Below are 26,083 nucleotides of genomic sequence, written 5' to 3' on the forward strand. Positions count from 1 at the left end.
ATGTAACGACTTTCAAAGGAGGATTATCAATTTTTATGAGCATAAAGCCGAATAATAAATTCTTTTCCAAGAAAACAATAATAATTATGCCAATATTATTATTGTGCGCTTTTGCTTTTCATTATTTCTTTTTAACATCTAATCAAGCCTTTTCTGGTACAGGGGATGCGTTACGTCAATTTGGTTTTTTTACGTTTCTTCTACAACATGCCTTTAAAGATGGCAACCTTTTTTGGTCTTTTGATTATGGATTAGGTGGAGATTTATTTGGAGAGTTTAGTTATTATTACAGCACATCACCGTTTTTCTGGATTACACTGTTACTACCTAAACTAAGTCTTGAGCAAGTATATGACGTGAAATTATACATGAGTATTTTAAAAAACTTTTTAGCTATGGTATTCATGTATGGTTCTTTACGTTACCATAATAAAACAGCATTCTCATCTTTTGTTGCTGCTATTATATATGGTGGTTGTATTACTTTCATCCGCCACTCTTTACTATGGGATTTCATGGCTGATGCCATTGTATTTTTACCATTAGTAATATGGGGACTTGATAAATATATTATTGAAAAGAAGCGCGGACTTTTCCTAATCGCTGCTACTTTAATGTTAGCATCAAACTTTTATTTTGCTTTTATCACAAGTATTTTCATATTTATTTATGCATTATTCCAATACTTTGCGACACAACAAAATAAAACGATTGTCTCTTTTCTAACTTATTATATTAGAATCGGTTTATTGTATGGATTATCACTCGGTTTAGCCGCCGTTTGCTTCCTCCCATCAGTTAATGCCGTATTTAGTGCTGATCGACTATCAAAAAAGTTTGAGATACCATTATTATTTGAAGATAAATTTTATAAAGATTTAATGGAAAATATTTTCTTCATGTATAATGCTGAAAATCATCAATTAGCTTTACCAGCTTTAATTTTATTCTTAATCGTATTTGGAATGTTTATACGTGATAAACTCGTTAAAAATAAAGTATTCTTTACGTTATTCATGTTCATTCTGTTTATGCTTCCATATACATATTCTGTGTTTAATGGTTTTTCAGCAATGCAATCTAGATGGTTCTATTTATTTGTATTTGTAATTGCCCAAACAATTGCATACATTCTAGATTGGATGATTATTCATAAGAAAGACTACAAATTACCTTATTTAATAAGTTTATTAGTGTCTATTGGATTATTCATTTATGCATTTTATAGAAAAGCAAATATAAATGTAACTGATAAACCTTTACAAGACGTTGATAACATTTTACTCGGAACTGTCGTTCTTTCTGTTATTACAGTATGTTTATGGCGTTATATTTCCAAACCTTTCATACAATTTTTAGTTGTATTGAATGTACTCGTTAGCACAATTTCTATGAATTATATGTATGCGAATAATATACTTAGCACCGTTTACGGACAGAGCCAGATTTCAACTGAAAAGTTACACGAACCAGGCTATGATAATAAAGAAGAAATTGCTGCAATTCGCTACATACAAGAAAATGATAAAGACTTTTATCGTATTCTTAATCCATATAGCGAATATAACACACCGATGCTACAAGGATATCATGGCGTAAGTACGTATCAAAGCTTAGTTAATTATTATGTCCATGACTTTATGAAAAATAAATATGGTGTATTCCAAATGTACGATACACCTTCAATGTTTTATCAAGCTGATAGTCGACTACTACTCGAAAATATGCTAGGTATAAAATATCGCGTATTAAGTGCTGATACAGATTCAAAGAATGTACCTTATGGATATAAACTATTACAGCAAGTAGGACCATATAATATTTACAAAAATGACTATGCTTTACCGTTAGGATATGTATATGATTCGGCTATAAGTGAAGAAGAATTTTCTAAATTAAACTTCGCTCAGCGTGATCAATTATTATTACATGCTGTTGTCGTTAATAATACAAAAGAATTTTCATTAAACCATTTTAATAAACAAGACCTCAAATCAAAGGCAGTATCTATTAAAACGGAAAAAGCAAAATTCGAAAACATGGAAAAACAAGAAAATAAACTAATTGTTCATGGCTTTGGAAATATGATTGTACCTATCAATTATCCTGATACACCTGGTGATCTACTGATAGAATTAAAATTAAAAAATGCAGGCACATTCAATGCAACTGTTAATGGAAAAACGATAGGAAAAGGGGACGATGCTGGTGCATACTCTTATCCGTTAGAAAGGTTTGTTTACAATTTGGGCAATGAGCGTCCAGAAAACCTAACTATCTCTATTGATATGGCAGGTGAGTATGAATTAGGTGACTTGCAAGCAAATATTGTAAACTATGAAAGTGTACAAAAAGAAACAAAAAAACTAACTGAAAATAGGCTTGAAAATATTTATTATAAGAACAATTATTTAAAAGGGGATATCAAATCAAATAAAGACGGGCTCTTATATTTATCTGTCCCATATAGTAAAGGCTGGACTATAAAAATTGATGGAAAAGAAACAGAATTTACGAAAGCGAATTCTGCCTTTATCGGTGTTCCCATTACAAAAGGTTCACATGTAATCGAAATGACTTACGTTACACCTTACTTCAAATTAGGTATGATTATATCAATCATCTCACTAATTATCTGTATAGCTTTACTAATTTTCAAAAATCCAAAAGCACGACGAAAATTTTCTTTTAAAAAGCAATAATGAGCAATCAATGAATCATGAATCTATCCAATTGGATAGATTCATATAAAAACGCATAACATTGTTTTAACCCACTACAAACAAGGAGTGTCAAAAATGACTCTTTCAATCGTTGTACCATGCTACAATGAAGAAAAGGTGCTTCGAGCCTTTTATTCAGAGACTTCTCTTGAAATTCATAAATTAACTACCGATTATGAATTTGTTTTTGTTAATGATGGTAGTAAAGATGATACTTTAAATATTTTACGTGATTTAGCTAGTTCAGATTCGTCAGTACACTACATATCATTTAGTCGAAACTTCGGAAAAGAAGCTGCAATGTTAGCTGGTTTAAAATATGCTACAGGCGATGCAATTGTTATTATGGATGCTGACTTACAACACCCTCCTACGTTAATAAAAGAACTGTTAGAAGGATATAACGACGGCTACGACCAAGTCATTGCAAAAAGAACAAGAACTGGTGATTCACCCGTTCGCTCTTTCGTCTCTCGTCTTTACTATAAAGTGATGAATAAATTTGTAGATATTGAATTAGTAGACGGTATTGGTGACTTTAGACTTTTAAGTCGAAGAGCAGTAGATTCTTTATTATCTTTAAGTGAATACAACCGATTTTCAAAAGGCTTATTTTCTTGGATCGGTTATAACGAATTAATCATTGAATATGAAAATGTATTACGTTCTGATGGAGAAAGTAAATGGACCTTCTCGAAATTATTAAATTACGGAATTGATGGTGTAATTTCATTTAATAATAAACCGTTACGTCTATCTATATATCTCGGATTACTAACAACCATTTTAGGACTTTTATACGTAATCACTACGTTCGTTCAAATCATCCTTGGTGGTGTGGAAGTTCCTGGTTACTTTACTCTCATTTCCGCTATACTATTTATTGGCGGTATTCAACTCATATTCCTAGGTGTTATTGGTGAATATATCGGTCGTATTTATTATGAAACAAAACGTAGACCGCATTTTATTGTAGCTGAAAAGAAAGTTAGTGAAGTTAAACAAAAGGCATAACCAAAAAGTTACTTCTGTAGGTAGAAGTAACTTTTTTATATACTAACATTTACAAACACTTCTTTTGAAAAAATATACATTTTGAAATGATGGCATTATATGAAAGAATTTAGTATCATGATTCAAGGTACTATTTCAAGTTGGACGGAGGATACTATGAGCTTATTAACAGTTGAAAAATTAGGACATACATTTGGTGATCGTACATTATTTAAAGATGTATCTATGCGATTATTAGCAGGTGAGCACGTTGGATTAGTTGGTGCAAACGGTGTTGGTAAATCAACATTCATGAATATCATTACTGGTCAGCTTATTCATGACCAAGGTCGTGTAGAATGGACACCGGGCACACATTACGGCTACTTAGATCAGCATACTGTTTTAACGCCTGGACGTACGATCCGTGACGTACTAGCGGATGCATTTTTACCGTTATTCGAAAAGGAAAAAGCTTTAAATGAAGTTACAGAAAAAATGGGAACTGCTACACCAGAAGAACTAGAAGAACTTCTTGAACAAATGGCAGAAATACAAGATGCACTTGAAGCAGGTGGTTTCTATTTACTAGATATGAAAATTGAAGAGGCTGCACGTGGTCTTGGAATTGATGCTATTGGTTTAGATCGTGATGTTTCAGCACTAAGTGGTGGACAACGTACAAAGGTATTGCTTGCAAAGCTATTACTTGAACAGCCAGAAGTATTATTGCTTGATGAACCTACTAACTATTTAGACGTTGAACATATTCATTGGTTAACAAATTATTTAAAAGAATACCCACATGCATTCTTATTAATTTCTCATGATACAGAATTTATGAACAAATGTGTTGATGTTATTTTCCATCTAGAATTCACAAAAATGACACGCTATACAGCGACATATGAAAAATTCCTAGAACTAGCAGAAATCAATAAAAACCAACATATAAACGCTTATGAAAAGCAGCGCGAGTTTATCAAAAAGCAAGAAGACTTCATTGCAAAAAACAAGGCTCGTTATTCAACGACAGGTCGTGCAAAGAGTCGTCAAAAGCAACTTGATCGCATGGAACTTATTGATCGCCCAGAAACAGCAATTAAACCTGAATTCTCATTTAAAGAAAGTCGCGCAAGTAGTCGCTTCGTCTTTGAAGGTGAAAATGTAGAAATCGGATATACACATCCGCTACTACCAAAGCTATCAATGACGATCGAACGTGGTGAAAAAATTGCTATTGTTGGATGTAACGGTGTTGGTAAATCAACGTTACTAAAAACAATCTTAGGTAAAATTAAGCCTTTAAGCGGTAAAACAAGCCTTGGTGACTTCTTAGAGCCTGCATACTTTGAGCAAGAAGTTAAAGCTGACAATATAACACCAATTGATGATGTATGGAATACATTCCCTGGTTTAGACCAGCATCAAATTCGTGCGATGTTAGCAAAATGCGGATTAAAAAATGAACATATTTCTCGCCCATTAAGTCAATTAAGTGGTGGAGAACAAGCAAAAGTTCGTTTATGTAAGCTAATGGGTGAGGAAAGTAACTGGCTACTATTTGATGAGCCGACAAACCATCTTGATGTTACAGCAAAAGCGGAACTTAAGAAGGCTATGAAAGCATATAAAGGAACAATCCTCCTTGTATGTCACGAACCGGACTTCTATGAAGATTGGATTACAAAAGTTTGGGATGTTGAAGAATGGTCTCAAAATAGTAAATAGTCTTTAAGAAAAAACTCCTTGTGTAGACAAGGAGTTTTTTACTTATTTTTATTAAGAATTTTTTATATTGTAGTATCCTATAAGTCGTAATCGAAATTCTTTTAATTCCGGATACGCCTCTAAATTTGCTAACATACCTCTAATTACTGGAATTCTTGGATTAAGCAATCGTATTTCCGCCTCTAAAACATCTAACGTTACTAACAACTCATCATCCTCTAATTGATCAGCTAAACTACGCTTAAATACAATAATTTCTTTTAAAAAATGCTCTTTAACTTGTTCCTTAATAAGCTCTGATTTACAAAGGAATTCTCCAAGCTTTTCTTCATGTAAAATAGGTTCTTCCGAAGATTCTACCAAACCATCTACTAAATGATCTACTCTTTTTAAAATAAAAGCAGCGACATACGATAAATCAATTTCTGGTGCTTGTAAAATAATTAATTCTAAATAACCACGGCATATGCCTTCTACTATAATTACTAAATCCAATAAATATGGCATAACCTTTTCACCATAAATGGACAATAAACTATTCCGATAAAATGCATGAGACTCTAACTTCATCCGCATCATAAATGCTTCTACTTCTTTATTAAACGGAATTGCATTTTCTCTCGCATGCATAATAATAAATTCTTTATGCTTTTGTATATCATTAAACTGACAATGTAATTGTTTTGCAAATTTTTCACGCGGTAATAAAGACTCTTGTTCAATATCCAGCATTTTCTTTTGGATTTTGTCATAATAATATCGAAGTGTCGCTAATAAAAGCTCATCTTTCGATTTAAAATATAAGTAAAAAGCTCCCTTAGATATACCACTAGCTGTCACAATTTCCTGCACTGATGTCGCATTTACACCCTTAGTAGCAAATAACTTCATAGCCAATTCTATAATCAAACGCTCTTTTTCTTTCATATCTTCTCTCCTAAATTTAATCTCGCATCTTATTATAAATGTATTATACCATCTCTTTTTATTGACGATTGACCGAACGGTCAGTTATATTATGTATTAGACTGACCAGTTGGTCAATATAATAAAAAGGGAGCGCAAACATGAACAAAATCATCAATTTCTCGTTAAAAAATAAGTTCGCAGTTTGGCTACTAACCATTATTGTTACTATTGCCGGGATCTACTCTGGACTCAATATGAAGCTGGAAACAATTCCTGATATTACAACACCGATTGTGACAGTAACTACGGTCTATCCTGGTGCTACACCAGAAGAAGTAGCTGATAAAGTTTCAAAGCCGATGGAAGAACAACTACAAAATTTAAGTGGTGTTAACGTTGTGAGCTCATCATCTTTTCAAAACGCATCTTCTATTCAAGTAGAATACGATTTTGATAAAAATATGGAAAAAGCAGAATCAGAAATTAAAGAAGCTCTCACAAATGTAAAGCTCCCAGAAGGTGTTAAAGATCCTAAAGTTTCACGAGTAAACTTCAATGCCTTTCCTGTTATTTCGTTAAGCGTAGCAAGCAAGAATGAATCTTTAGCTACCTTAACTGAAAATGTAGAAAAGAATGTTGTACCAGGATTAAAAGGACTTGATGGTGTTGCATCTGTCCAAATTGCTGGCCAACAAGTAGATGAAGTACAGCTTGTCTTCAAGAAAGATAAAATGAAAGAACTAGGACTAAGTGAAGATACTGTAAAAAATGTTATTAAGGGATCGGATGTATCTTTACCACTTGGCTTATACACATTTAAAGACACGGAAAAATCAGTTGTTGTAGATGGCAATATTACAACGATTAAAGCATTAAAAGAACTTAAAATCCCAGCTATACCTTCCTCACCTAACGGTCAAGGTAGTCAAAATGCTGGCGCTGGTGCACAAACGCCGCAAATGAATCCAGCTGCTATGAACGGGATTCCAACAGTTACATTAGAAGAAATTGCTGACATTAAAGAAGTTGGGAAAGCAGAATCTATTTCTCGAACAAATGGAAAAGAAGCAATTGGAATTCAAATTGTGAAGGCCTCTGATGCAAATACAGTTGATGTTGTAAATGCAGTAAAAGATAAAGTAAAAGATCTTGAGAAAAAATATAAAGATTTAGAGATCATTTCAACATTCGACCAAGGTGCACCTATTGAAAAATCAGTTGAAACAATGCTAAGCAAAGCAATTTTCGGTGCTATCTTTGCGATCGTTATTATTATGCTGTTCCTACGAAATATTCGAACAACGTTAATCTCTGTCGTTTCCATACCACTTTCTTTATTAATTGCTGTTTTAGTCATAAAGCAAATGGATATTACGCTTAACATTATGACACTTGGAGCAATGACCGTTGCTATAGGCCGCGTTGTCGATGACTCAATTGTTGTTATTGAAAATATTTACCGACGTATGTCATTATCAGAAGAGAAATTGCGCGGAAAAGATTTAATTCGTGAAGCTACGAAAGAAATGTTTATCCCAATTATGTCTTCTACCATCGTAACAATTGCTGTATTTTTACCACTTGGACTAGTAAAAGGTATGATTGGTGAAATGTTCTTACCATTCGCCTTAACTATCGTCTTCGCTTTATTAGCATCATTACTAGTAGCAGTTACAATCGTACCGATGCTAGCTCATTCCTTATTTAAGAAAGAGAGCATGAGGGAAAAAGAAGTACATCATGAAGAAAAACCAAGTAAATTAGCAAATGGGTATAAACGCATACTTGCATGGGCTTTAAATCACAAAATTATTACATCAAGTATCGCTGTCCTTCTATTAGTTGGTAGTCTTGCACTTGTACCAGTTATCGGTGTAAGTTTCTTACCTTCTGAAGAAGAAAAAATGATTATCGCAACATACAACCCTGAACCAGGTCAAACGTTAGAAGACGTTGAAAAAATTGCAACAAAAGCTGAGAAGCACTTCCAAAATAATAAAGACGTCAAAACAATTCAATTCTCATTAGGTGGCGAAAACCCAATGAGTCCTGGTCGATCAAACCAAGCAATGTTCTTCGTGCAATATGATAACGACACGAAAAACTTTGAAAAAGAGAAAGAACAAGTCGTTAAAGATTTACAGAAGATGTCTGGCAAAGGCGAATGGAAAAACCAAGACTTCGGAGCAAGTGGCGGTAGTAACGAAATTAAACTATACGTTTACGGAGATAGCTCAGAAGACATTAAGCCTGTCGTAAAAGATATTCAAAATATCATGAAGAAAAATAAAGACTTAAAGGATATTGACTCTAGTATTGCAAAAACGTATGCAGAGTACACTTTAGTCGCAGATCAGGAAAAGCTGAGTAAAATGGGCTTAACGGCTGCTCAAATTGGAATGGGACTTTCTAATCAACATGATCGCCCTGTTCTGACAACAATTAAAAAAGACGGTAAAGATATCAATGTATATGTAGAAGCTGAAAAACAAAATTATGAAACAATCGATGACTTAACAAATCGTAAAATTACAACACCACTTGGTACTGAAGTGGCTGTGAAAGATGTTATGACTGTAAAAGAAGGTGAAACTTCGAATACAGTGAAACACCGCGATGGCCGTGTTTATGCAGAAGTAAGTGCAAAACTAACATCTGATGACGTTTCAAAAGCATCTGCCGCTGTTCAAAAAGAAGTAGATAAAATGGATCTTCCTTCTGGCGTAGATGTTTCTATGGGCGGCGTTACAAAAGATATTGAAGAATCATTTAAGCAACTTGGCTTAGCGATGTTAGCTGCGATTGCCATTGTATACTTCGTTCTTGTCGTTACATTTGGCGGTGCCCTTGCACCATTCGCAATTTTATTCTCGCTACCATTTACGATTATCGGAGCTCTTGTTGCCTTATTAATCTCCGGTGAAACATTAAGTGTGTCTGCAATGATTGGGGCGCTTATGTTAATCGGTATCGTTGTAACAAACGCAATCGTGCTTATCGACCGCGTTATTCATAAAGAAAATGAAGGACTATCAACACGTGAAGCTTTATTAGAAGCTGGTGCAACACGCCTTCGTCCAATTTTAATGACTGCAATTGCAACAATTGGTGCTCTTATCCCGCTTGCATTAGGATTTGAAGGTAGTGGCTTAATTTCTAAAGGACTTGGTGTAACGGTAATTGGTGGATTAACAAGTTCAACGTTATTAACACTTCTTATTGTTCCAATCGTTTATGAAGTATTAAGCAAATTTAAAAAGAAAAAAACAAAATAACAAAAAATAACCTCGCTAACTGCGAGGTTATTTTTTATTTCCAAACAAGACTAGAAAATCACCATAGCCTTCTTTCTCTAATTCCTCTTTTGGAATAAATCGAAGGGCTGCAGAATTAATGCAGTAACGAAGGCCATTTGGTCCTGGACCGTCTGGAAATACATGCCCAAGATGTGAATCTCCTTCCTTACTTCTCAGTTCTGTACGCGTCATATTATGACTCACATCCATCTTTTCTTTCACACTTGCTGACATAACTGGTTTTGTAAAACTAGGCCATCCACATCCACTATCAAATTTGTCTAGAGAAGTAAATAGCGGCTCACCTGAAACGATGTCTACATAAAGACCTTCCTCTTTATGGTTCCAATACTCATTTCGAAATGGTGGTTCTGTACCATTTTCCTGCGTTACATAAAACTGCATCTCATTGAGTTTTTCTTTTAAATGAGCATTATCCTTTGGCCAATGTTGCTTAATAAAAGCATCTCGTCCTGAGCCTTTTCGATATAACTCATAGCGGAATGTGTTTTTCTTATGATATCCTTGGTGATATTCTTCAGCTGGATAAAATGTAGCTGCTGGTAGTATTTTTGTCGCAATTGGTTTTGAAAAGCGCCCACTCTGCTCAAGTTCTTCTTTTGAGGCTTCTGCTTTTTTATGTTGTTCTTCATTATGATAAAAAATCACTGTTTCATAAGACTGTCCGCGGTCGTGGAATTGTCCTCCAATATCGGTCGGATCAATTTGTCTCCAATATATATTTAACAATTCCTCATACGACATTTTATTTGCATCAAATGTAATTTGTACCGCTTCATAATGTCCTGTTGTTTCTGAGCACACTTCTTTATACGTTGGGTCCTCTTTATGACCGCCTGTATAACCTGAAATAACCTGTATAATGCCCTCCATCTCTTCAAATGGAGAAACCATACACCAGAAACACCCTCCAGCAAATGTAGCTAACTCTACCTTTTCATTTACAGCCATTACTTCACCCCTATTCTATATTCTCCTTACAGTATGGCATAAGAAACATAATGTTATAAAAGAAAAAGCATCGAACATCGATGCTTTTTCTTACTTCACTTTATTTTTTCCAACATCCTTCTCCATTTCATCACTTGTCACGTCTAAAACATCTAGTAAGAAAATGAAGATTGGAATACCGATAATCAGTCCCCATACACCTAAGAAGTGCTCTGAGAAAATTAATACCATAAAAGTATAGAAAATCGGTAAATTTGTTTTTTGCGACATAAACTTCGGATTTAATACGTAACTTTCAAGCGCATGAATCACTGTTACGATAACTAAAATATAAACAACGTACATAATACCGCCAATATTGTAAGCAATCATACAAAGTGGGAATAACGAAATGATAACCCCCGCTACTGGAATTAATCCAAGCAAGAAAATCATTAATGCTAAACCTAATAATTGCGGGAATCCTAATATCCATAATGCGATAACTGAAAGAACACAGTTAACAACAGCAATTAAAAATTGTGCTTCGATTACCTTTCCAAATGAACGTGCAAATTTCTTTCCGAAGTACTCAATTTCAGTATAGAAAATTGCAAGCCTGCTTTCTTTAAACTTTGCAGTAAAACCAACAATACGAGATTTTTCTAATAAGAAAAACAAACTCAAAATTAAAGAAAGTAAAACCTGAAGGCCAAATTTACCAACATTCGTAATCGATTTATACAAAATGTCTACGCCTTGTCCTACATATTTAGAAAGCTCCATATGATTGACAGCATTAACTGCATACTTAATTAGTTCACTATCTGGTGGGTTTCTTAAAAATACATTGAATTGGTAAATCAGTTGTGAAATTTGTATCGTCAATACTGGTAAATATTTAAATAGCGTAATAGCAATTCCACCAATTAACATTACATATAGAAATGCTATAATAATTTTTCGATTAATAGGCATGAAATGATCTAATTTGCGGGAAATAAACTTTTGGAATCGATCCATTAAATACGTGAGAATAAACGTAATTAATATTAAATTCAACATACTTTGCAGCCCGTATAACACGAGAGCAAGTATTACTAATACGAGTAACCTCTGAAATCCTTTACTTTGAAACAGGTTTTTTATTTGCATAATCGACGAATACTCTCTCCTGTCCTATAAACTAAAACGTTAATAAGTAGATTTCTCTCTCTTTTCTACTTTTAATTATTCATTCATATTAAGATTTTTATAAACTCATTATATGCCTACCTTAACAGGTATATAGTAGCTTACTTCTTATTTTACAATACAATGACCTAATTCAAAACGTATTCTACATAGTATTAATGAAGATTTAAGGAAACTTATATTTTTTTAAATAGGTCTTACCACTACTGTAACATAAAAAGCAAGCTATCAGTAGAAATCTGTCCTACAAATAGCTTGCTTTTCTTGTTTTTTAAGTAAGTTTTACTATCCAATGAATGGTATGAACATTGGGATGACAACTACTGTTACAACCCCAACTACTGTTACAGCAATACTTGCCATCGCTGCCTCTACCTCACCCATTTCAATTCCTACCGCAACTCCTAATGCATGACCCGCTGTTCCAAGTGCTAAACCTTTTGCAATCGGATGTTTCACTCTAAATGTTTTTAAGAATAATGCTCCTAATGCGTATACGATAACTGCGTTGAAAATAACTGCAAACGATGTAATTGCTGGAATACCACCAATACTTTCTGAAATTGGTAACGCAATTGCTGTTGTTGCTGCTTGTGGTAGCATTGAATTCATTACTGCTGTATCTAAACCGATTGCTTTTGCAACAATGAACACGACAATTACTGAGCAAATAGATCCAACCACGATAGCTGATAAAATTTGCCACCAATATTTTTTCAACTTATCAACTTGTTTATAGAGTGGGATAGCAAATGCAATTGTTGCTGGCTCTAAGAAGAAACTAATCATTTTTCCGCCAGTATTATATTCTTCAAAAGTAAAGTTACCTACCTTTAGAAAGACAATCCCTAATACCATCGCTACGAATAATGGTGTAAATAGGAAGAACCCTTTTGAATGCTTGAATAATAATGTTCCGATTCCGTATGCGATTAATGAAACGACGATTCCGAAATATGGAGTCATTGTGCTTGCCATGTTCATTACCTCCTAACAATATATAAATGCAATGGTTACGCAACCTTTCCGTGCTTGCGTCCTTTATTTACTACTTTCAATTCTTTTGTATCTTCTGTTTCTTTTTCATCTTTTCCTAAAATAAATTGTGCAAATAACCCTGTTACAGCAAGTAAAATAACTGTTGCTACAACAATTACAGTTAAAATTTGTACAAAGTATTGCCCCATTACACCAAGAGAATTAATAACTGAAATACCTGATGGGACGAATAAGAATCCAATAATACCTGTTAAAGCTGTTCCGAGTGATTCAACTTGCTCCAATTTAATAACTTTTAAACATAATAGACTAAATAAAATAACTAACCCGATTACCGATGAAGGCATTGGAATTGGTAAATGTGTTGCAATAATATTAGAAATTAACATAATAGCTGAGAATATGAATGCTTGTGATAAGAAACTATATACTTTTTTCGTACTCATTTTGGCCACCTCTTTCGATTTGGTACCTTTATTGTATAGGATACAAACGTATAAGTAAGCGTTTACATAACAGAACGTCAAATATACAGAATCAGTTACAAATATAAAAGGATGAAATACAAAAGCTGCTTCTTAAATACGAAGCAGCTTCTTGAGTTCTTTTGCATATGTACGGCTAACAGGTACTTTCGATCCTTCTTTCATGATTAAATTATAAGTAGAATTAAACCATGGCTGAATTTCAGTAATATGATTAATATTCGCAATAAAGCTACGGTGTACGCGCATGAAGCTTGCTTGTGGTAACTTCTTCTCTAAAATTACAAGTGTATCATGTGTTACATACGTTTCCCTCGTTGTTTTTACTGTTACTTTCCCATCTACAAGCCCTACATATATAATATCTTCAATATTCACAAGTACGATTGATTCTTCAATTGGTAATGCTAATTTATGCATCTCTGCTGTTACATCTGTCCCCTTTATTTCGTGCTTCGTTTCTATTTGCGCTTGTTTTTGTTTTTTATACTTCTTTAATGTCTGCACAATACGCTCTTCATCAAATGGTTTTAAAATGTAGTCTAACGCATCTACTTCAAATGCTTGCAGCGCATATTGATCATAGGCAGTAGCAAATACAATTGCAGGTGGATTTTTCATCTTCTTTAATATATTCGCGATTTCAAATCCGTTATCATCGGATAATTGAATATCTAAAAACACAATATCTGGTCTACTTTGCATTAGTTCTTCTAATGCGTCTTCCACACAATCAGCCTCACCAATTATCTCAACTTCTTTCGTTCTCTCTAATAAATACTTTAGTTCATCACGTGCTAACATTTCATCGTCAACTACTAATACTTTTAACACCCGGCTCTTCCTCCCCTACTTTTTTTGGAATAATAAAGGTAATCTCCGTCCCTTTATTTAATTCACTTTCAATATGAAGCATCGTTTCTTTCCCAAATAACCCAATAAGACGTTCATTAATATTATATAAAGCTGTTCCAGTCCCTTTCTTTGACGAAACTACCATCTTTCCTAATTGTTCTAAACGTTCTTCCTCAATTCCCTGTCCATTATCTTTTACTTCAAAGTGAACCATACCCTCTTTTTCAAAAACATGCACTTCCACTTCGCATACTGGTTGCTTCTTCGGAAAAGCATGTCGCAATGCATTTTCAACCAATAGTTGAAGAACAAATGGTGGTACTAAAGTTGTCTTTAGCTCATCTTCAATATACATCTTTACCTCATACTTATTTGGGAACCTTGCTTGTTCTAGTGATAAGTATGCCTGTACATGGTTTAATTCTTGTTCTAGTGGAATCAATAACTGACGTGCCCCTTGCAAATTACAACGGAAATATACGCTAAGCTGTAATAATAACTTCCTTGCTTTTTCTACATCTGTTCGACATAAAGCTGATACTGTATTAATCGCATTAAATAAAAAGTGTGGGTTAATTTGCGCTTGTAATGCTTTTATCTCCGCATCTTGAAGTAATTTACTTTGCAACTCAGCTTCTCCTAACTCTAACTGCGTGGAGAATATTTTTGCTAACCCTTCTGCTAATTCCTCTTCCACACGACTTAACTGGTTAGGATTTTTGAAATAGAGTTTTAATGTCCCTATCGTATTTCCATGCGAAGTTAGTGGAATTACAATCGCCGCTTGCAAAGGGCACCCTTCATGTTGACAATTAATAACCTCACGTGATTTCGCTTTCATTATTTTCCCTGTGTTTAACACTTCTTTCGACAAACCGGTTATTAAACTATGTGAAGGAATATGGTGATCTGATGCTAATCCAACATGAGCTAATATTTTCTCTGTATCTGTTAAGGATACCGCATCTGTTCCTGTAAAACGGTGAATAATTTGTGCCACATGCTTACATGATTCTTCTGTTAAGCCTTGGCGGAAATACGGTAACGTTTTATCTGCAATACGTAATACTTTATGGGTCTGAAGTGCCTTTGCATTCTCCTCCTGACGCAAAATAGCTTGTATCATAGAAAGTAAAATAAAACTTCCAAAACTATTTACAAGAATCATTGGTATCGCTATTGTTTTCACAACGCTAATTCCATCCTCTATAATTAATAAAATCATTAGCATTTCTAAAGATACGATAAAAACACTTAAAACTGCTGAAAACTTAGGAGTAATTGTACGATTATATTTTTTGAAAATATATCCAATATAACCAGTTATAATCCCCGCTAAAATAGAAGAGATTGCGCAGCTTAGCGCTGTCGTACCACCAAGCATATAACGATGAATACCAGCAATAAATCCTACTCCAACCCCTACGATAGGGCCACCAAGTAAGCCGCTAATACCGACACCCATAATACGCGTATTCGCAATTGTACTTGACGAAGAAACACCTTGTAACCAGTTTTCATTCATAATCGTATTTCCTGCTATTTCAATCCCAGTGTAATTGCTTACAATTGTAAATACCGAAAAAATACAAATAAGCTTCAGCTTATCTACATAGCCATCCTGTTTATGAAGGAGGCGTCTGAAAGTTTTAATATGAGAGAGTAAAAATCCTAAAATAACTATAAGTCCGACTCGTTCAATCATCATGAGTACTAAATTTAGCATCTTTGATTCATTCCTTTTTATTTAGTTAGTTTTATTATGGGAAAATAATGAAGTCGGCGTCAAGAAGAACGAAATATTTTTTGAAATATTTTACACATAATAACTTCCTCTTTATTTGACAATACAATAGAAGAGTGCTAAAAATAAAGTAATATAATACAGTCCTTTAACTCAACCCCGTGAGGTTGAGAAGGAAGTCGGAATATAATATACGTATGTTCTTTTTGGGGGATACGTATGCTTTTTTGGCCTTCTCATCATATCAGGTGAGAAGGCCTTTTGTTATTCTTCCATAGCGACTGTAGAAAATAAGGAGGAGTAATAATGAACGTCACTACTGATGTACAACAAACAACAGAGGAGACGAAAGCGAAAAGATATAAAACATTATTTGGTTCTGCGCTAGGATATGCAGCAGAAGGTTTAGATATGTTGCTATTATCTTTCGTACTTGTCTATATTTTAAAAGAGTTTCACTTAAGTCCTGTTGAAGGTGGAAACTTAACATTAGCTACCACAATAGGGATGTTAATTGGTTCTTATTTATTTGGATTTATTGCTGATTTATTTGGCCGTATTCGTACAATGGCCTTCACAATCTTACTGTTTTCACTAGCAACCGCACTCATTTATTTCGCAACAGACTACTGGCAATTATTAATTCTGCGCTTTTTAGTTGGAATGGGAGTTGGTGGTGAATTCGGAATCGGAATGGCCATCGTAACAGAAACCTGGTCTAAAGAAATGCGAGCTAAAGCGACATCTGTTGTTGCACTTGGATGGCAATTTGGTGTACTGATTGCTTCACTCCTTCCAGCATTTATTGTCCCACACTTTGGATGGAGAGCCGTTTTCTTATTTGGATTAATTCCAGCTTTACTAGCTGTCTATGTCCGTAAAAGTTTAAGTGAACCGAAAATATGGGAGCAAAAACAACGCTACAAAAAGGAACTGTTGCAAAAAGAAGCTACAGGTAAATTAACAACTACTGAAGCAGAACAACTAAAACATATAAAAAAATTCCCACTTCGAAAGTTATTTGCCAATAAAAAAGTAACAATTACAACAATTGGTCTTATTATTATGTCGTTTATCCAAAACTTCGGATATTACGGAATCTTCACATGGATGCCCACTATTTTAGCAAATAAATATAACTATACATTAGCAAAAGCAAGTGGCTGGATGTTCATTTCTACCATCGGTATGCTAATTGGAATTGCAATCTTTGGTATTCTAGCTGATAAAATTGGTCGCCGTAAAACTTTTGCAATCTATTATATTGGCGGTACAGTATACTGTCTCATTTACTTCTTCTTATTCACAGATTCAACATTATTATTATGGGGAAGTGCATTGCTTGGATTCTTTGCAAATGGAATGATGGGAGGATTTGGGGCAATTTTAGCTGAAAACTATCCTGCTGAAGCTCGCTCTACCGCTGAAAACTTTATTTTCGGTACAGGACGTGGGTTAGCTGGATTTGGGCCTGTTATTATTGGCTTACTCGCTACAGGTGGCAACCTACTTGGAGCATTGTCCTTGATTTTTATCATCTACCCAATCGGGTTAATTACAATGCTACTATGTGTACCAGAAACAAAGGGAAAAGTATTAGATTAAACGTAAAAGAGGAAGCATCTCATTTAAGATGCTTCCTCTTTTACGTTTTTATTTATTTTGATTTACTAGCCTTCTGAAATAAGAATGCAGTTTTATCTTCTTCTTTTACAATACCTTGTTTTAATGCTAATTCTCCCGCAACTTTAGGCGCTAACCATAGCATTGGGAATAACAAAATTGATACCGGAACTGCCGTCACCACGATAAACGATTGTAGCGCATTAATACTTCCTTCACCCATATATAAAAGAATTGCTGCAACTGCGCCCATAATAAGCGACCAAAAAATTCGCAAACTAATTCTAGGATCTCCGTCTCCAGTCACTGCCATTGAAATGGAATACGCCATTGAATCCCCTGTTGTCACTACAAATAAAATTGTTAATAAAAGAAATGCTGGTCCAATAATATTAGAAAGTGGCAATTGTCCTGTAATTGCAATCATAGCTGCCGGCATACCAGATTCACTTAATGCGTCCGAGATAGACCCAGGATTCATCAACTCATAAAACACGCCTGATCCACCTAATATAGTAAACCAAAACGTTGTAATAATAGGTGCGATAATTCCAATTGCAACGATGATTTCTCGAATCGTTCTCCCTCTTGAAATTCGACTCACTAAAATTGCCATCATTGGTCCGTATCCAATAAACCATCCCCAGAAAAAGATTGTCCAAGATCCTAACCAACTTGCATCACCACGATATGTGCTCATCGGTATAAATTCATTTACATAAAATCCAAACGAAGAAACAAACGAATCAATAATAAATCCACCTGGCCCAAATAGTAATATGAATGCCATTAATACAATTGCTAATCTAACATTTAAATTACTTATAATTTGAATCCCTTTATCAATACCTGTTACTGCCGATATGGTAGACACGGCCACCACACAAACAATAATTGCTAATTGAGTAGTAAACACATCAGAAATTCCAAATAATTCTTGTAATCCATAACTTGCTTGTAAACCTAAAAATCCAATTGGGCCAATTGTACCTGCAGCTACTGCAATAATTGCAGCTGCATCAATTATCGTTCCAAGCAGGCTCTTTCTTAATTTTTCCCCAAAAATAGGATATAAAAGCGTTCGAGGTTTTAGCGGCATATCTTTATGATAATGTCCATACATCATAACTACCGCACTAATTGTACCTAAAATCGTCCATGCTAAAAATCCCCAATGCATATAACTTTGTGCTAAAGCAGGCATGACTGCTTCTTTCGTTCCAGCAGATATACCATCATGTATTGGTGGCACCGTCATCAAATGATACATTGGCTCTGCTGCTGCCCAAAAAACGCCACCTCCGGCAAGTAATGTAGACATAATAATAGCAAGCCATTTTGCCGTACTAATCTCAGGTTTTTCTAATCCTCCAAGCTTAACTCTCCCATATTTGGAGAACGCCATACACATCGCAACAATAAATGTACCTAATAATAAAATTTGCCAGAAGGCACCGAAATATTTAATTGAAAAAGCGAAACTTTTATTAATCGCACTCTCTACATAATCCTTGTTCAAAAAAACTGCAATTACAAATAATAAAAGTGAACCACCACTAATAATAAATACAGGCCAATCAGTTTTTCGACTCTTCATCCTCATTTACACTTCCTCCTTCCTCAGCAATCTAAAAAAACAACTTTATTATGTTTTATTGTTTAAAACCAAAACACAATAATTATATATGCATAACATTTTATCGACTTCCCACATACTTATGTTGTCCCTAAAAATATGCCAAATCCCTTATTAAAAAGAAAGAATCTCTTCCTCTTACATAAAAAAGCAAAACAAAAGACCTTATATTTCTATAAGGTCTTCGAAACAGAAATTTGATTATAACATAAGGAACTCCTTGGTTCAAAAAGCCTCTTCCAAAAATAACCGAGAGTAAAGGCTTCCATTTGCTACATAACAGTAATTTTAAAAAATTATATTTCACAGAAAAAACCTACACTAAATATCATTTATGAAAGAAATTTGGCTTCAAAATTTCATTCGGATACGGTTTATGATAAATGTGGGTGGTAGCTGGAGATAATGGTGGAATAAGCCATACCCAATTACCTGTTACAACACGACCACAAGCAGCTTCTTGCTTCTCAAATTGCTGAAATTGTTGTGCAGCAGTATGGTGATCAACAATACTAACTCCTTGTTTTTTAAAGGAGTGTAGTACGGCAATATTTAACTCAATTAGCGCCTTATCTTTCCATAAGGTACCGTTTCTCGATGTATCTAAATCCATCATCTCCGCAACAGCCGGAAGTAAATTATAACGATCATGATCTGCTAAGTTGCGCGCCCCAATTTCTGTTCCCATATACCATCCATTGAACGGAGCGGCTGTATAAGAAATACCGCCAATTTCTAAACGCATATCTGAAATCATTGGAACACCATACCATTTTACTCCAAGTGATGAAATAGGGTATTCCGGGTGTTCAATTGGCACTTCTTTTACTTCTTCTCTCGGAATTTCTTTATATATAGGCGCTTTTCCATCTATAGAAAACACAAGTGGCAATACATCGTAATTCGTACCTTCTCCTTGCCAACCAAGCTCCTGACAAAAGTCCGTAAATGTAGCGGAATGAGAATCACCAATCACTCCCGTTTCTGTTTTATATCCTGCATATCGAATCAATTGGTGATTATAAATTCTTATATTATTTTCTTCACCTTGATATTGCTTAAAAATCGTAATGGTTGGTTTAACTTTTCCGTCGTTCGTTGCATATTTAATATGATGAATTAATGCATTATATACACCCTCTTCATCATTTACTTCGCGCGCATCTAATATGTGCATCTTACTCCAAAATAGTCTTCCAATACATCTATTACTGTTACGCCATGCCATTCGTGAACCATGAACAAGTTCTTCAAATGTATGCTCATATGTCCCTGTCTTCTCTATCTCAATTTGAATTTCTTTTATACGTTCTTCTATCAATTGTTCTTTATGAAGCTCCTTATAACAAATCGTAATAAAATTGCTTGCTTCCTCTATTAATTGTTTCGTTTTACTCATAAACAATCTCCTTCTATTTCAACAAAACCCTGCTACTTTACAGTATAAGCAAAAAGGATAGGAGTCACAAATGAAAGTGAGAGTGTTACTTTTATTGTAATATTTTTCAGAAAATTAATGGAATTACTATTGACTTATATGGAAAACGGGTGTATTTTTGACTTAGGTAAAGTATTTTTACCTAGACCAACTTTTTAAGTCGAAAGGAGGGAATGTTATGTCTTCATTTCAATTGCCAAAGCTTTCATATGACTATGATGAACTAGAGCCACATATTGATAGCAATACACTTGCCATTCATCATGGAAAGCACCATGCGACATACGTAAACAATTTAAATGCTACTTTAGAAAATTATACTGAATTACATAATAAATCTTTAGAAGAATTGCTATGTAATTTAGATGCTTTACCGAAGGAAATTGTTACAGCTGTACGAAATAACGGTGGTGGTCACTATTGTCATAGTCTTTTTTGGGAAGTGATGAGCCCACGAGGTGGCGGTGAGCCTAATGGAGACGTTGCAAAAGTAATTGATTATTATTTCAATACCTTTGACAACTTAAAAGATCAACTTTCCAAAGCAGCTATTAGTCGTTTTGGAAGTGGCTATGGATGGCTTGTTCTTGACGGTGAGGAACTCTCTGTTATGAGTACACCAAATCAAGATACGCCTTTGCAAGAAGGGAAAATCCCCTTACTCGTAATTGATGTATGGGAACATGCTTATTATTTAAAGTATCAAAATAGGCGCCCAGAGTTTGTTACCAACTGGTGGCATACAGTAAACTGGGACCAAGTAAACGAGAAGTATTTACAAGCAATTCAATCACAAAAACATTAGTCGTACGTATAAGGTAAATTTGGTAATGTAAAATCAGTATTGTCGAAATCCTCCAGAATCCCCCGGATTGCCACCGGGGGATTTATGATTACTTCATTGTATTTATATAATGTTTTAAAATATTTTTTATTTCTAGTTTCAGCTCTCGGAACAAAAATCCGAATTCACGAGCCTTTCCATTATGTAACGTACAGTTAGTTACCTCATTATAAGGAGCTATATTTCCCCCAGCTTTCTGAATGAGTGCTTTTATTCCTGTCTTCTCTTCTATGAAATGAATAATTTCTTCCATAGAAACTACTCCGTTACTACAGGCGTTAATTGGTCCTCTCACATTTGCCATTCCGCACCAAGCTAGAAACTCTCCTGCCTCTTTTTCATGTATAAATGACAAAGTTCCATCTACATGATCCACAACGATAGGTTTTTGGTTCACAATACATTCAACGTAAAATTGTAACCTTTTCGTATAATCATTTTCTCCAATAACAACTGGAAAACGCACTGCAACGACTGGGAATGTTGCATGTTGAAATACAACGGCTTCAGCTAATCTCTTTCCTTCACCATAATTGAAGTCATTCCTATCTCCATACGCGATTGCATACTCGTACGGATTAAAGTCTTCTTCTGATAAGCTTAGGGCAGGTTCATAGACGGCCATTGAAGATGTCATAACATATTTCTTCGTTTTCCCTCGTAACACTTCACATATTACCTTCGCTGCATTCGAGCTATAGCATAAATTATCGTATACAATATCATAACTTTTATCTCCTAGACGCTCTGCTAGTTGTTTTTCATCTTCCCTATCTACAATAAGTCTTTTTACTCTACTGCCAAAAGAATCTTCCGTAATTCCTCTCGTCGCAATCGTTACATCGTGCCCCTCTTGCAAAAGTGCTTCTACTAAATGTTTACCAAAAAATCTTGTTCCCCCTAGCACCAATACTTTTTTCAACTTCATCATCCCCACTTTAGCAAATTGTAAAATACTACCTCTCTATTATAAGTGCTAACATATAAAAAGCATGGAATTCGTTTAACGATTCCATGCCTTTATACAGATAATATATTAACGTACTCGATATTTATAAATACAATAACAGAAGTATAAAATAGAAATTACAGATACATAAACCCATAATTCATATACGAATCCCTCTCCCCACACTCCCATAAAATAAAAGAGTGAAGGTAAAGTCAATGTTACCCATGATTGTACGAAGGCAATCCTTCCAAGATATTGATTAATGTTCTTCTTTTGTGTATTTAATACAAAGAATAAATACCAAAGTAATGCCCACATAAACCACGTTAACGCATTAACAACATCATGGAATTGAACAAATGAAACAACCATATAGAATAAGGCTATAATTGCTACCCAAATACAAAACCATCCTAGACCACTACTATCCATTCCTTTTATAAAAGTAACACCTACATATAAATAAGTTAATCCAAATAAGAAAGTAGCCGCATATGAATACACTGTCCAATTGCTTTGGTCAGAAATCATAATCAAATAAAACGGAATAATAATTTGTAGTGCACCCACAAATAAATTAAAAACACCCGCACTTTTCATCTCTGCTTTCCCTAATATAACAAGACTATTTAAAAATAAAGCTGCCCCTGAAAGTAATAATCCTACATAACCCATATATATTCGTGTGAAAATCTTTACCTTTCACACTTTTAACCTCCCCACACTATAAAATGATACTTATATTATTTTTCTTCCCATTTAAAACTACATACATAATTTTTCACCTAAATAAGTCAGACCTCCTACCTCAAAAAAAGGAGTGAATTTAAAACGCTTTCAATAATAAATACTCCTATCAAAACATGAACTAGGATTCCTTGATTATAAACGTACTCTAGCAATGATACAAGTGTTGGAATACATTTCAATAATACGCTTTCAATTCCCATAAAAAATTAATAAAATAATACATTACTCTATCTCATTCTACTACCTTCTAGCATAAGATATTGTAAAATCATATCATTTAAAACAGCGAACGTTCTTTTCTAGGTTCGCTAATAAACTTAGTAGAAAATGAATATAAAAAATGACCTCTTGCTTTTATGCAAAGGTCATTTTTTATATTCATCATTAAACTTCTAAATAGCCATTTTTATTATTTGATTGCCATTTCCAAGAGTCAGCACACATTTCTTCTAATCCGCGTGTTGCCTCCCAGCCTAATTCACGCTTTGCTTTCGATGCATCAGCAAAACATACTGCCACATCACCTGGGCGACGCTCTGTAATTTTATAAGGAACTTTCTTGCCCGAAACTTTTTCAAACGCTTCAACCATCTCTAGTACACTATAGCCCATGCCTGTGCCCAGGTTATAAGCATCTACTCCTGTTGTACTCAGTACTTTCTCAAGCGCCTTTACGTGACCATTTGCTAAGTCCACAACATGGATGTAATCACGGACTCCTGTTCCATCTTTCGTTGGATAGTCATTTCCGAATACGCTTAATTCTTTTAACTTACCTACCGCTACTTGCGTTACATATGGCATTAAGTTATTTGGGATTCCATTTGGATCTTCTCCGATACGCCCACTTTCGTGTGCACCAAATGGATTGAAATAGCGAAGTAATGCGATACTCCATTCTGCATCTGCAAATGCTACATCACGCATAATTTGCTCAATCATTAATTTCGTTTGACCATATGGATTTGTTGCACTTAATGGAAACTCCTCCGTAATCGGTGACGTTTCCGGGATACCATATACAGTTGCAGATGAACTAAAGATTATCTTCTTTACATTATGTTTCTGCATTACTTCACATAGCACTAACGTGCTTGTAATGTTGTTATGATAATATGTTAATGGAATCGCTACTGACTCCCCTACAGCTTTAAATCCTGCAAAGTGAATAACTGCTTCAATTGAATTTTCTTCAAAAATTGCGTCAAGCGCTTCGCGATTTAAAACATCTTCTTTATAAAACTTAAATTGTTTTCCTGTTATTTCTTTTACTCGATTTATAGATTCTACCGAGCTATTCGAAAGATTATCCACTACTATAACTTCGTAACCGCTATTTAGTAATTCTACACATGTATGACTACCAATATATCCTGCTCCACCTGTTACAAGTATTGCCATAATTATAGTCCTCCATATTTCATTCATTATAAACTTCTCAAAGTATATCACATATTTCTTATCCTATGTTTAACATGCGAACACAGAAACTTACATTTTATCCCATAATAATTTTATAACATATACGATTCTAATCAGGTAATAAAAAAATGCCACATAATAAAAATTATGTGACGTTTTTTTATTAAATTACGTAACAATATACACTTAGAAAATGCGCAAGACTACCTAATAATACAAAAACATGAAAAATTTCATGATGCCCCATGTATTTAAACTCTAACCATTTTGGCTTTGTTCCATAAATAAATCCACCAATTGTATAAAAAATGCCCCCAAGTACTAAGAAAATAATGCCTCCTGTACTTAAATTCTCAGCTAACGGTGCAAAGAATAAAACAATTAACCAACCCATCGTAATATAAATTGCTGTCGATAACCACCTTGGACAATTAAACCAAAACATTTTAAATACAATGCCACAAATCGCAGTTGCATAGACTAAACAAAATAATAGCAAACCACTTGCTGAATTTAATGTAATTAAGCAAAAGGGTGCATATGTACCTGCAATTAATATAAAAATCATAGAATGATCTAGCTTCCTAAAGAAGTATATAACACGTTCATTGGCCACAACACTATGATATACAGCTGACGCCGTATAAAGGACCATCATTCCAATACCAAACAAAATAACAGCTGTAATTGCAGCAAATGATGGCATCTTGATAGAAACTTTCACAAGCATAGCTAATAACGCAATAAATGATAATATCGCTCCACCTAAGTGAGTAAATGCATTAACTGGTTCCCTTACATAAGTATTCATAATAACACCCCTCATATAATTACATGTAGTTTCAATAACTACATGTAATTATATACATATTTCTTTTTAAGGTCAACATTTACAATTCATTTGTTTCGTAATACCATATTTAAAGATATATTAAACATTAAGTTCCACTAAGTTATAAAAGTGAGGGATTCTACGTGGAAAATATAAATGAATTACTTAAGACATTACATTTAGAAAAAAACATTAAACTTGAGGATATTCCAAATGTTGACTTATATGTAGACCAAGTTGTCCAACTATTTGAGAATACTTATGCAGATACAACGAGAACTGATGATGAAAAAGTATTAACAAAAACGATGATTAATAATTACGCAAAAGGGAAACTATTCATCCCTATCAAAAATAAAAAGTATTCAAAAGAGCATATGATTTTAATTAGCCTAATTTATCAATTAAAGGGAGCTCTCTCCATTAACGACATAAAAAGTTCATTAGAAACTATAAATGACTCCTTATTAAATGATGATTCATTCGAATTAAATACGTTATACAAAAATTATCTTGCTCTTACTGAAAGCAATGTCGAAAGCTTTAAACAAGACGTAAATAACCGTGTTACAGAAGTAAATGAGATTTCTTCCTTAGAAGATACAAAGCTAGAAAAATTTCTACTACTAACATCCTTCGTCACTATGAGTAATATGTATAGACGTTTAGCGGAGCAACTAGTGGATGATTTAAAAGAATCATAAAT

At 34.2% G+C, this 26,083-nt stretch carries 20 protein-coding genes; 7 read left to right on the forward strand and 13 right to left on the reverse strand.

What is annotated here, in order from left to right:
- Positions 1-35 precede the first annotated feature (35 nt).
- The 3 genes from DN407_RS26815 to DN407_RS26825 all read left to right on the forward strand — a co-directional run bounded on the left by DN407_RS26815 (position 36) and on the right by DN407_RS26825 (position 5,447).
- A complete protein-coding gene (locus DN407_RS26815) occupies positions 36-2,702 on the forward strand; it encodes a YfhO family protein (RefSeq protein ID WP_053513758.1) in 2,667 nt (888 codons plus the stop codon).
- Between the two features lie 96 nt (positions 2,703-2,798).
- Positions 2,799-3,737 carry a glycosyltransferase family 2 protein gene (locus DN407_RS26820; RefSeq protein WP_000175827.1) on the forward strand — a complete coding sequence of 313 codons (939 nt, stop codon included), beginning with the start codon at positions 2,799-2,801 and terminating at the stop codon, positions 3,735-3,737.
- A gap of 156 nt (positions 3,738-3,893) precedes the next feature.
- The gene (locus tag DN407_RS26825) at positions 3,894-5,447 is read left to right on the forward strand and encodes an ABC-F family ATP-binding cassette domain-containing protein (RefSeq protein WP_000055410.1); all 1,554 of its coding nucleotides are present in this window, start codon (positions 3,894-3,896) and stop codon (positions 5,445-5,447) included.
- Between the two features lie 51 nt (positions 5,448-5,498).
- Here the strand turns inward: DN407_RS26825 and DN407_RS26830 are convergent, their stop codons facing one another.
- Positions 5,499-6,374: a TetR/AcrR family transcriptional regulator gene (locus DN407_RS26830; protein ID WP_149216734.1), complete on the reverse strand. Its 876-nt coding sequence runs from the start codon at positions 6,372-6,374 to the stop codon at positions 5,499-5,501.
- Between the two features lie 140 nt (positions 6,375-6,514).
- Between DN407_RS26830 and DN407_RS26835 the strand changes: the two genes are divergently transcribed.
- Positions 6,515-9,631 carry an efflux RND transporter permease subunit gene (locus tag DN407_RS26835; RefSeq protein WP_097855695.1) on the forward strand — a complete coding sequence of 1,039 codons (3,117 nt, stop codon included), beginning with the start codon at positions 6,515-6,517 and terminating at the stop codon, positions 9,629-9,631.
- A gap of 27 nt (positions 9,632-9,658) precedes the next feature.
- On the opposite strand, the gene msrB is transcribed toward DN407_RS26835, so the two are convergent.
- From msrB to lytS, 6 genes are all read right to left on the reverse strand, one after another.
- On the reverse strand, positions 9,659-10,624 hold the full coding sequence (gene msrB / locus DN407_RS26840) for a peptide-methionine (R)-S-oxide reductase MsrB (protein ID WP_149216735.1): 966 nt from the start codon (positions 10,622-10,624) through the stop codon (positions 9,659-9,661).
- A gap of 90 nt (positions 10,625-10,714) precedes the next feature.
- Positions 10,715-11,758: an AI-2E family transporter gene (locus DN407_RS26845; RefSeq protein WP_001166010.1), complete on the reverse strand. Its 1,044-nt coding sequence runs from the start codon at positions 11,756-11,758 to the stop codon at positions 10,715-10,717.
- Positions 11,759-12,082: 324 nt separating this feature from the next.
- Entirely contained in the window at positions 12,083-12,775 is a 693-nt protein-coding gene (gene lrgB, locus DN407_RS26850; protein ID WP_000168868.1) for an antiholin-like protein LrgB, read from the reverse strand.
- Between the two features lie 35 nt (positions 12,776-12,810).
- Positions 12,811-13,242 carry an antiholin-like murein hydrolase modulator LrgA gene (lrgA, locus tag DN407_RS26855; RefSeq protein ID WP_000104901.1) on the reverse strand — a complete coding sequence of 144 codons (432 nt, stop codon included), beginning with the start codon at positions 13,240-13,242 and terminating at the stop codon, positions 12,811-12,813.
- A 132-nt stretch (positions 13,243-13,374) separates the two neighbouring features.
- Positions 13,375-14,115 (reverse strand): LytR/AlgR family response regulator transcription factor, encoded by a 741-nt coding sequence (locus DN407_RS26860; protein WP_000921841.1) that lies wholly within the window; start codon positions 14,113-14,115, stop codon positions 13,375-13,377.
- A complete protein-coding gene (gene lytS / locus DN407_RS26865) occupies positions 14,093-15,862 on the reverse strand; it encodes a two-component system sensor histidine kinase LytS (protein WP_000933590.1) in 1,770 nt (589 codons plus the stop codon). The genes DN407_RS26860 and lytS overlap by 23 nt, the downstream gene beginning before the upstream one ends.
- Before the next feature lie 324 nt (positions 15,863-16,186).
- Between lytS and DN407_RS26870 the strand changes: the two genes are divergently transcribed.
- Complete coding sequence (locus DN407_RS26870) at positions 16,187-17,485, forward strand: MFS transporter (protein ID WP_048568683.1); 1,299 nt, start codon at positions 16,187-16,189, stop codon at positions 17,483-17,485.
- A gap of 52 nt (positions 17,486-17,537) precedes the next feature.
- On the opposite strand, the gene DN407_RS26875 is transcribed toward DN407_RS26870, so the two are convergent.
- Positions 17,538-19,106 (reverse strand): BCCT family transporter, encoded by a 1,569-nt coding sequence (locus tag DN407_RS26875; RefSeq protein WP_001242440.1) that lies wholly within the window; start codon positions 19,104-19,106, stop codon positions 17,538-17,540.
- Between the two features lie 361 nt (positions 19,107-19,467).
- Positions 19,468-20,538 (reverse strand): nitric oxide synthase oxygenase, encoded by a 1,071-nt coding sequence (locus tag DN407_RS26880; RefSeq protein WP_000047625.1) that lies wholly within the window; start codon positions 20,536-20,538, stop codon positions 19,468-19,470.
- 217 nt (positions 20,539-20,755) lie between these two features.
- Between DN407_RS26880 and sodA the strand changes: the two genes are divergently transcribed.
- Entirely contained in the window at positions 20,756-21,382 is a 627-nt protein-coding gene (gene sodA, locus DN407_RS26890) for a superoxide dismutase [Mn] (RefSeq protein WP_000094035.1), read from the forward strand.
- An 88-nt stretch (positions 21,383-21,470) separates the two neighbouring features.
- Here sodA and DN407_RS26895 read toward each other — a convergent pair whose 3' ends face one another.
- The 4 genes from DN407_RS26895 to trhA all read right to left on the reverse strand — a co-directional run bounded on the left by DN407_RS26895 (position 21,471) and on the right by trhA (position 25,356).
- Entirely contained in the window at positions 21,471-22,352 is an 882-nt protein-coding gene (locus DN407_RS26895; RefSeq protein ID WP_033668094.1) for an NAD-dependent epimerase/dehydratase family protein, read from the reverse strand.
- Positions 22,353-22,457: 105 nt separating this feature from the next.
- Entirely contained in the window at positions 22,458-23,048 is a 591-nt protein-coding gene (locus tag DN407_RS26900; RefSeq protein ID WP_000542569.1) for an AmiS/UreI family transporter, read from the reverse strand.
- Positions 23,049-23,507: 459 nt separating this feature from the next.
- Entirely contained in the window at positions 23,508-24,524 is a 1,017-nt protein-coding gene (gene galE, locus DN407_RS26910; protein ID WP_000996548.1) for a UDP-glucose 4-epimerase GalE, read from the reverse strand.
- A 184-nt stretch (positions 24,525-24,708) separates the two neighbouring features.
- Complete coding sequence (gene trhA / locus DN407_RS26915; protein ID WP_001099728.1) at positions 24,709-25,356, reverse strand: PAQR family membrane homeostasis protein TrhA; 648 nt, start codon at positions 25,354-25,356, stop codon at positions 24,709-24,711.
- 164 nt (positions 25,357-25,520) lie between these two features.
- Between trhA and DN407_RS26920 the strand changes: the two genes are divergently transcribed.
- Entirely contained in the window at positions 25,521-26,081 is a 561-nt protein-coding gene (locus tag DN407_RS26920) for a DUF1836 domain-containing protein (protein ID WP_000427884.1), read from the forward strand.
- Positions 26,082-26,083: the final 2 nt, after the last annotated feature.

Source organism: Bacillus sp. JAS24-2 (assembly GCF_008274905.1).
GTDB lineage: Bacteria > Bacillota > Bacilli > Bacillales > Bacillaceae_G > Bacillus_A > Bacillus_A cereus.

Excerpts from the sequence above, each read along its gene's own strand:
- DN407_RS26815 (WP_053513758.1), top strand. The coding sequence starts at position 36 with ATGAGCATAAAGCCGAATAATAAATTCTTTTCCAAGAAAACAATAATA.
- DN407_RS26820 (WP_000175827.1), top strand. The coding sequence starts at position 2,799 with ATGACTCTTTCAATCGTTGTACCATGCTACAATGAAGAAAAGGTGCTT.
- DN407_RS26825 (WP_000055410.1), top strand. The coding sequence starts at position 3,894 with ATGAGCTTATTAACAGTTGAAAAATTAGGACATACATTTGGTGATCGT.
- DN407_RS26830 (WP_149216734.1), bottom strand. The coding sequence starts at position 6,374 with ATGAAAGAAAAAGAGCGTTTGATTATAGAATTGGCTATGAAGTTATTT.
- DN407_RS26835 (WP_097855695.1), top strand. The coding sequence starts at position 6,515 with ATGAACAAAATCATCAATTTCTCGTTAAAAAATAAGTTCGCAGTTTGG.
- msrB (WP_149216735.1), bottom strand. The coding sequence starts at position 10,624 with ATGGCTGTAAATGAAAAGGTAGAGTTAGCTACATTTGCTGGAGGGTGT.
- DN407_RS26845 (WP_001166010.1), bottom strand. The coding sequence starts at position 11,758 with ATGCAAATAAAAAACCTGTTTCAAAGTAAAGGATTTCAGAGGTTACTC.
- lrgB (WP_000168868.1), bottom strand. The coding sequence starts at position 12,775 with ATGGCAAGCACAATGACTCCATATTTCGGAATCGTCGTTTCATTAATC.
- lrgA (WP_000104901.1), bottom strand. The coding sequence starts at position 13,242 with ATGAGTACGAAAAAAGTATATAGTTTCTTATCACAAGCATTCATATTC.
- lytS (WP_000933590.1), bottom strand. The coding sequence starts at position 15,862 with ATGCTAAATTTAGTACTCATGATGATTGAACGAGTCGGACTTATAGTT.
- DN407_RS26870 (WP_048568683.1), top strand. The coding sequence starts at position 16,187 with ATGAACGTCACTACTGATGTACAACAAACAACAGAGGAGACGAAAGCG.
- DN407_RS26875 (WP_001242440.1), bottom strand. The coding sequence starts at position 19,106 with ATGAGGATGAAGAGTCGAAAAACTGATTGGCCTGTATTTATTATTAGT.
- DN407_RS26880 (WP_000047625.1), bottom strand. The coding sequence starts at position 20,538 with ATGAGTAAAACGAAACAATTAATAGAGGAAGCAAGCAATTTTATTACG.
- sodA (WP_000094035.1), top strand. The coding sequence starts at position 20,756 with ATGTCTTCATTTCAATTGCCAAAGCTTTCATATGACTATGATGAACTA.
- DN407_RS26895 (WP_033668094.1), bottom strand. The coding sequence starts at position 22,352 with ATGATGAAGTTGAAAAAAGTATTGGTGCTAGGGGGAACAAGATTTTTT.
- DN407_RS26900 (WP_000542569.1), bottom strand. The coding sequence starts at position 23,048 with ATGGGTTATGTAGGATTATTACTTTCAGGGGCAGCTTTATTTTTAAAT.
- galE (WP_000996548.1), bottom strand. The coding sequence starts at position 24,524 with ATGGCAATACTTGTAACAGGTGGAGCAGGATATATTGGTAGTCATACA.
- trhA (WP_001099728.1), bottom strand. The coding sequence starts at position 25,356 with ATGAATACTTATGTAAGGGAACCAGTTAATGCATTTACTCACTTAGGT.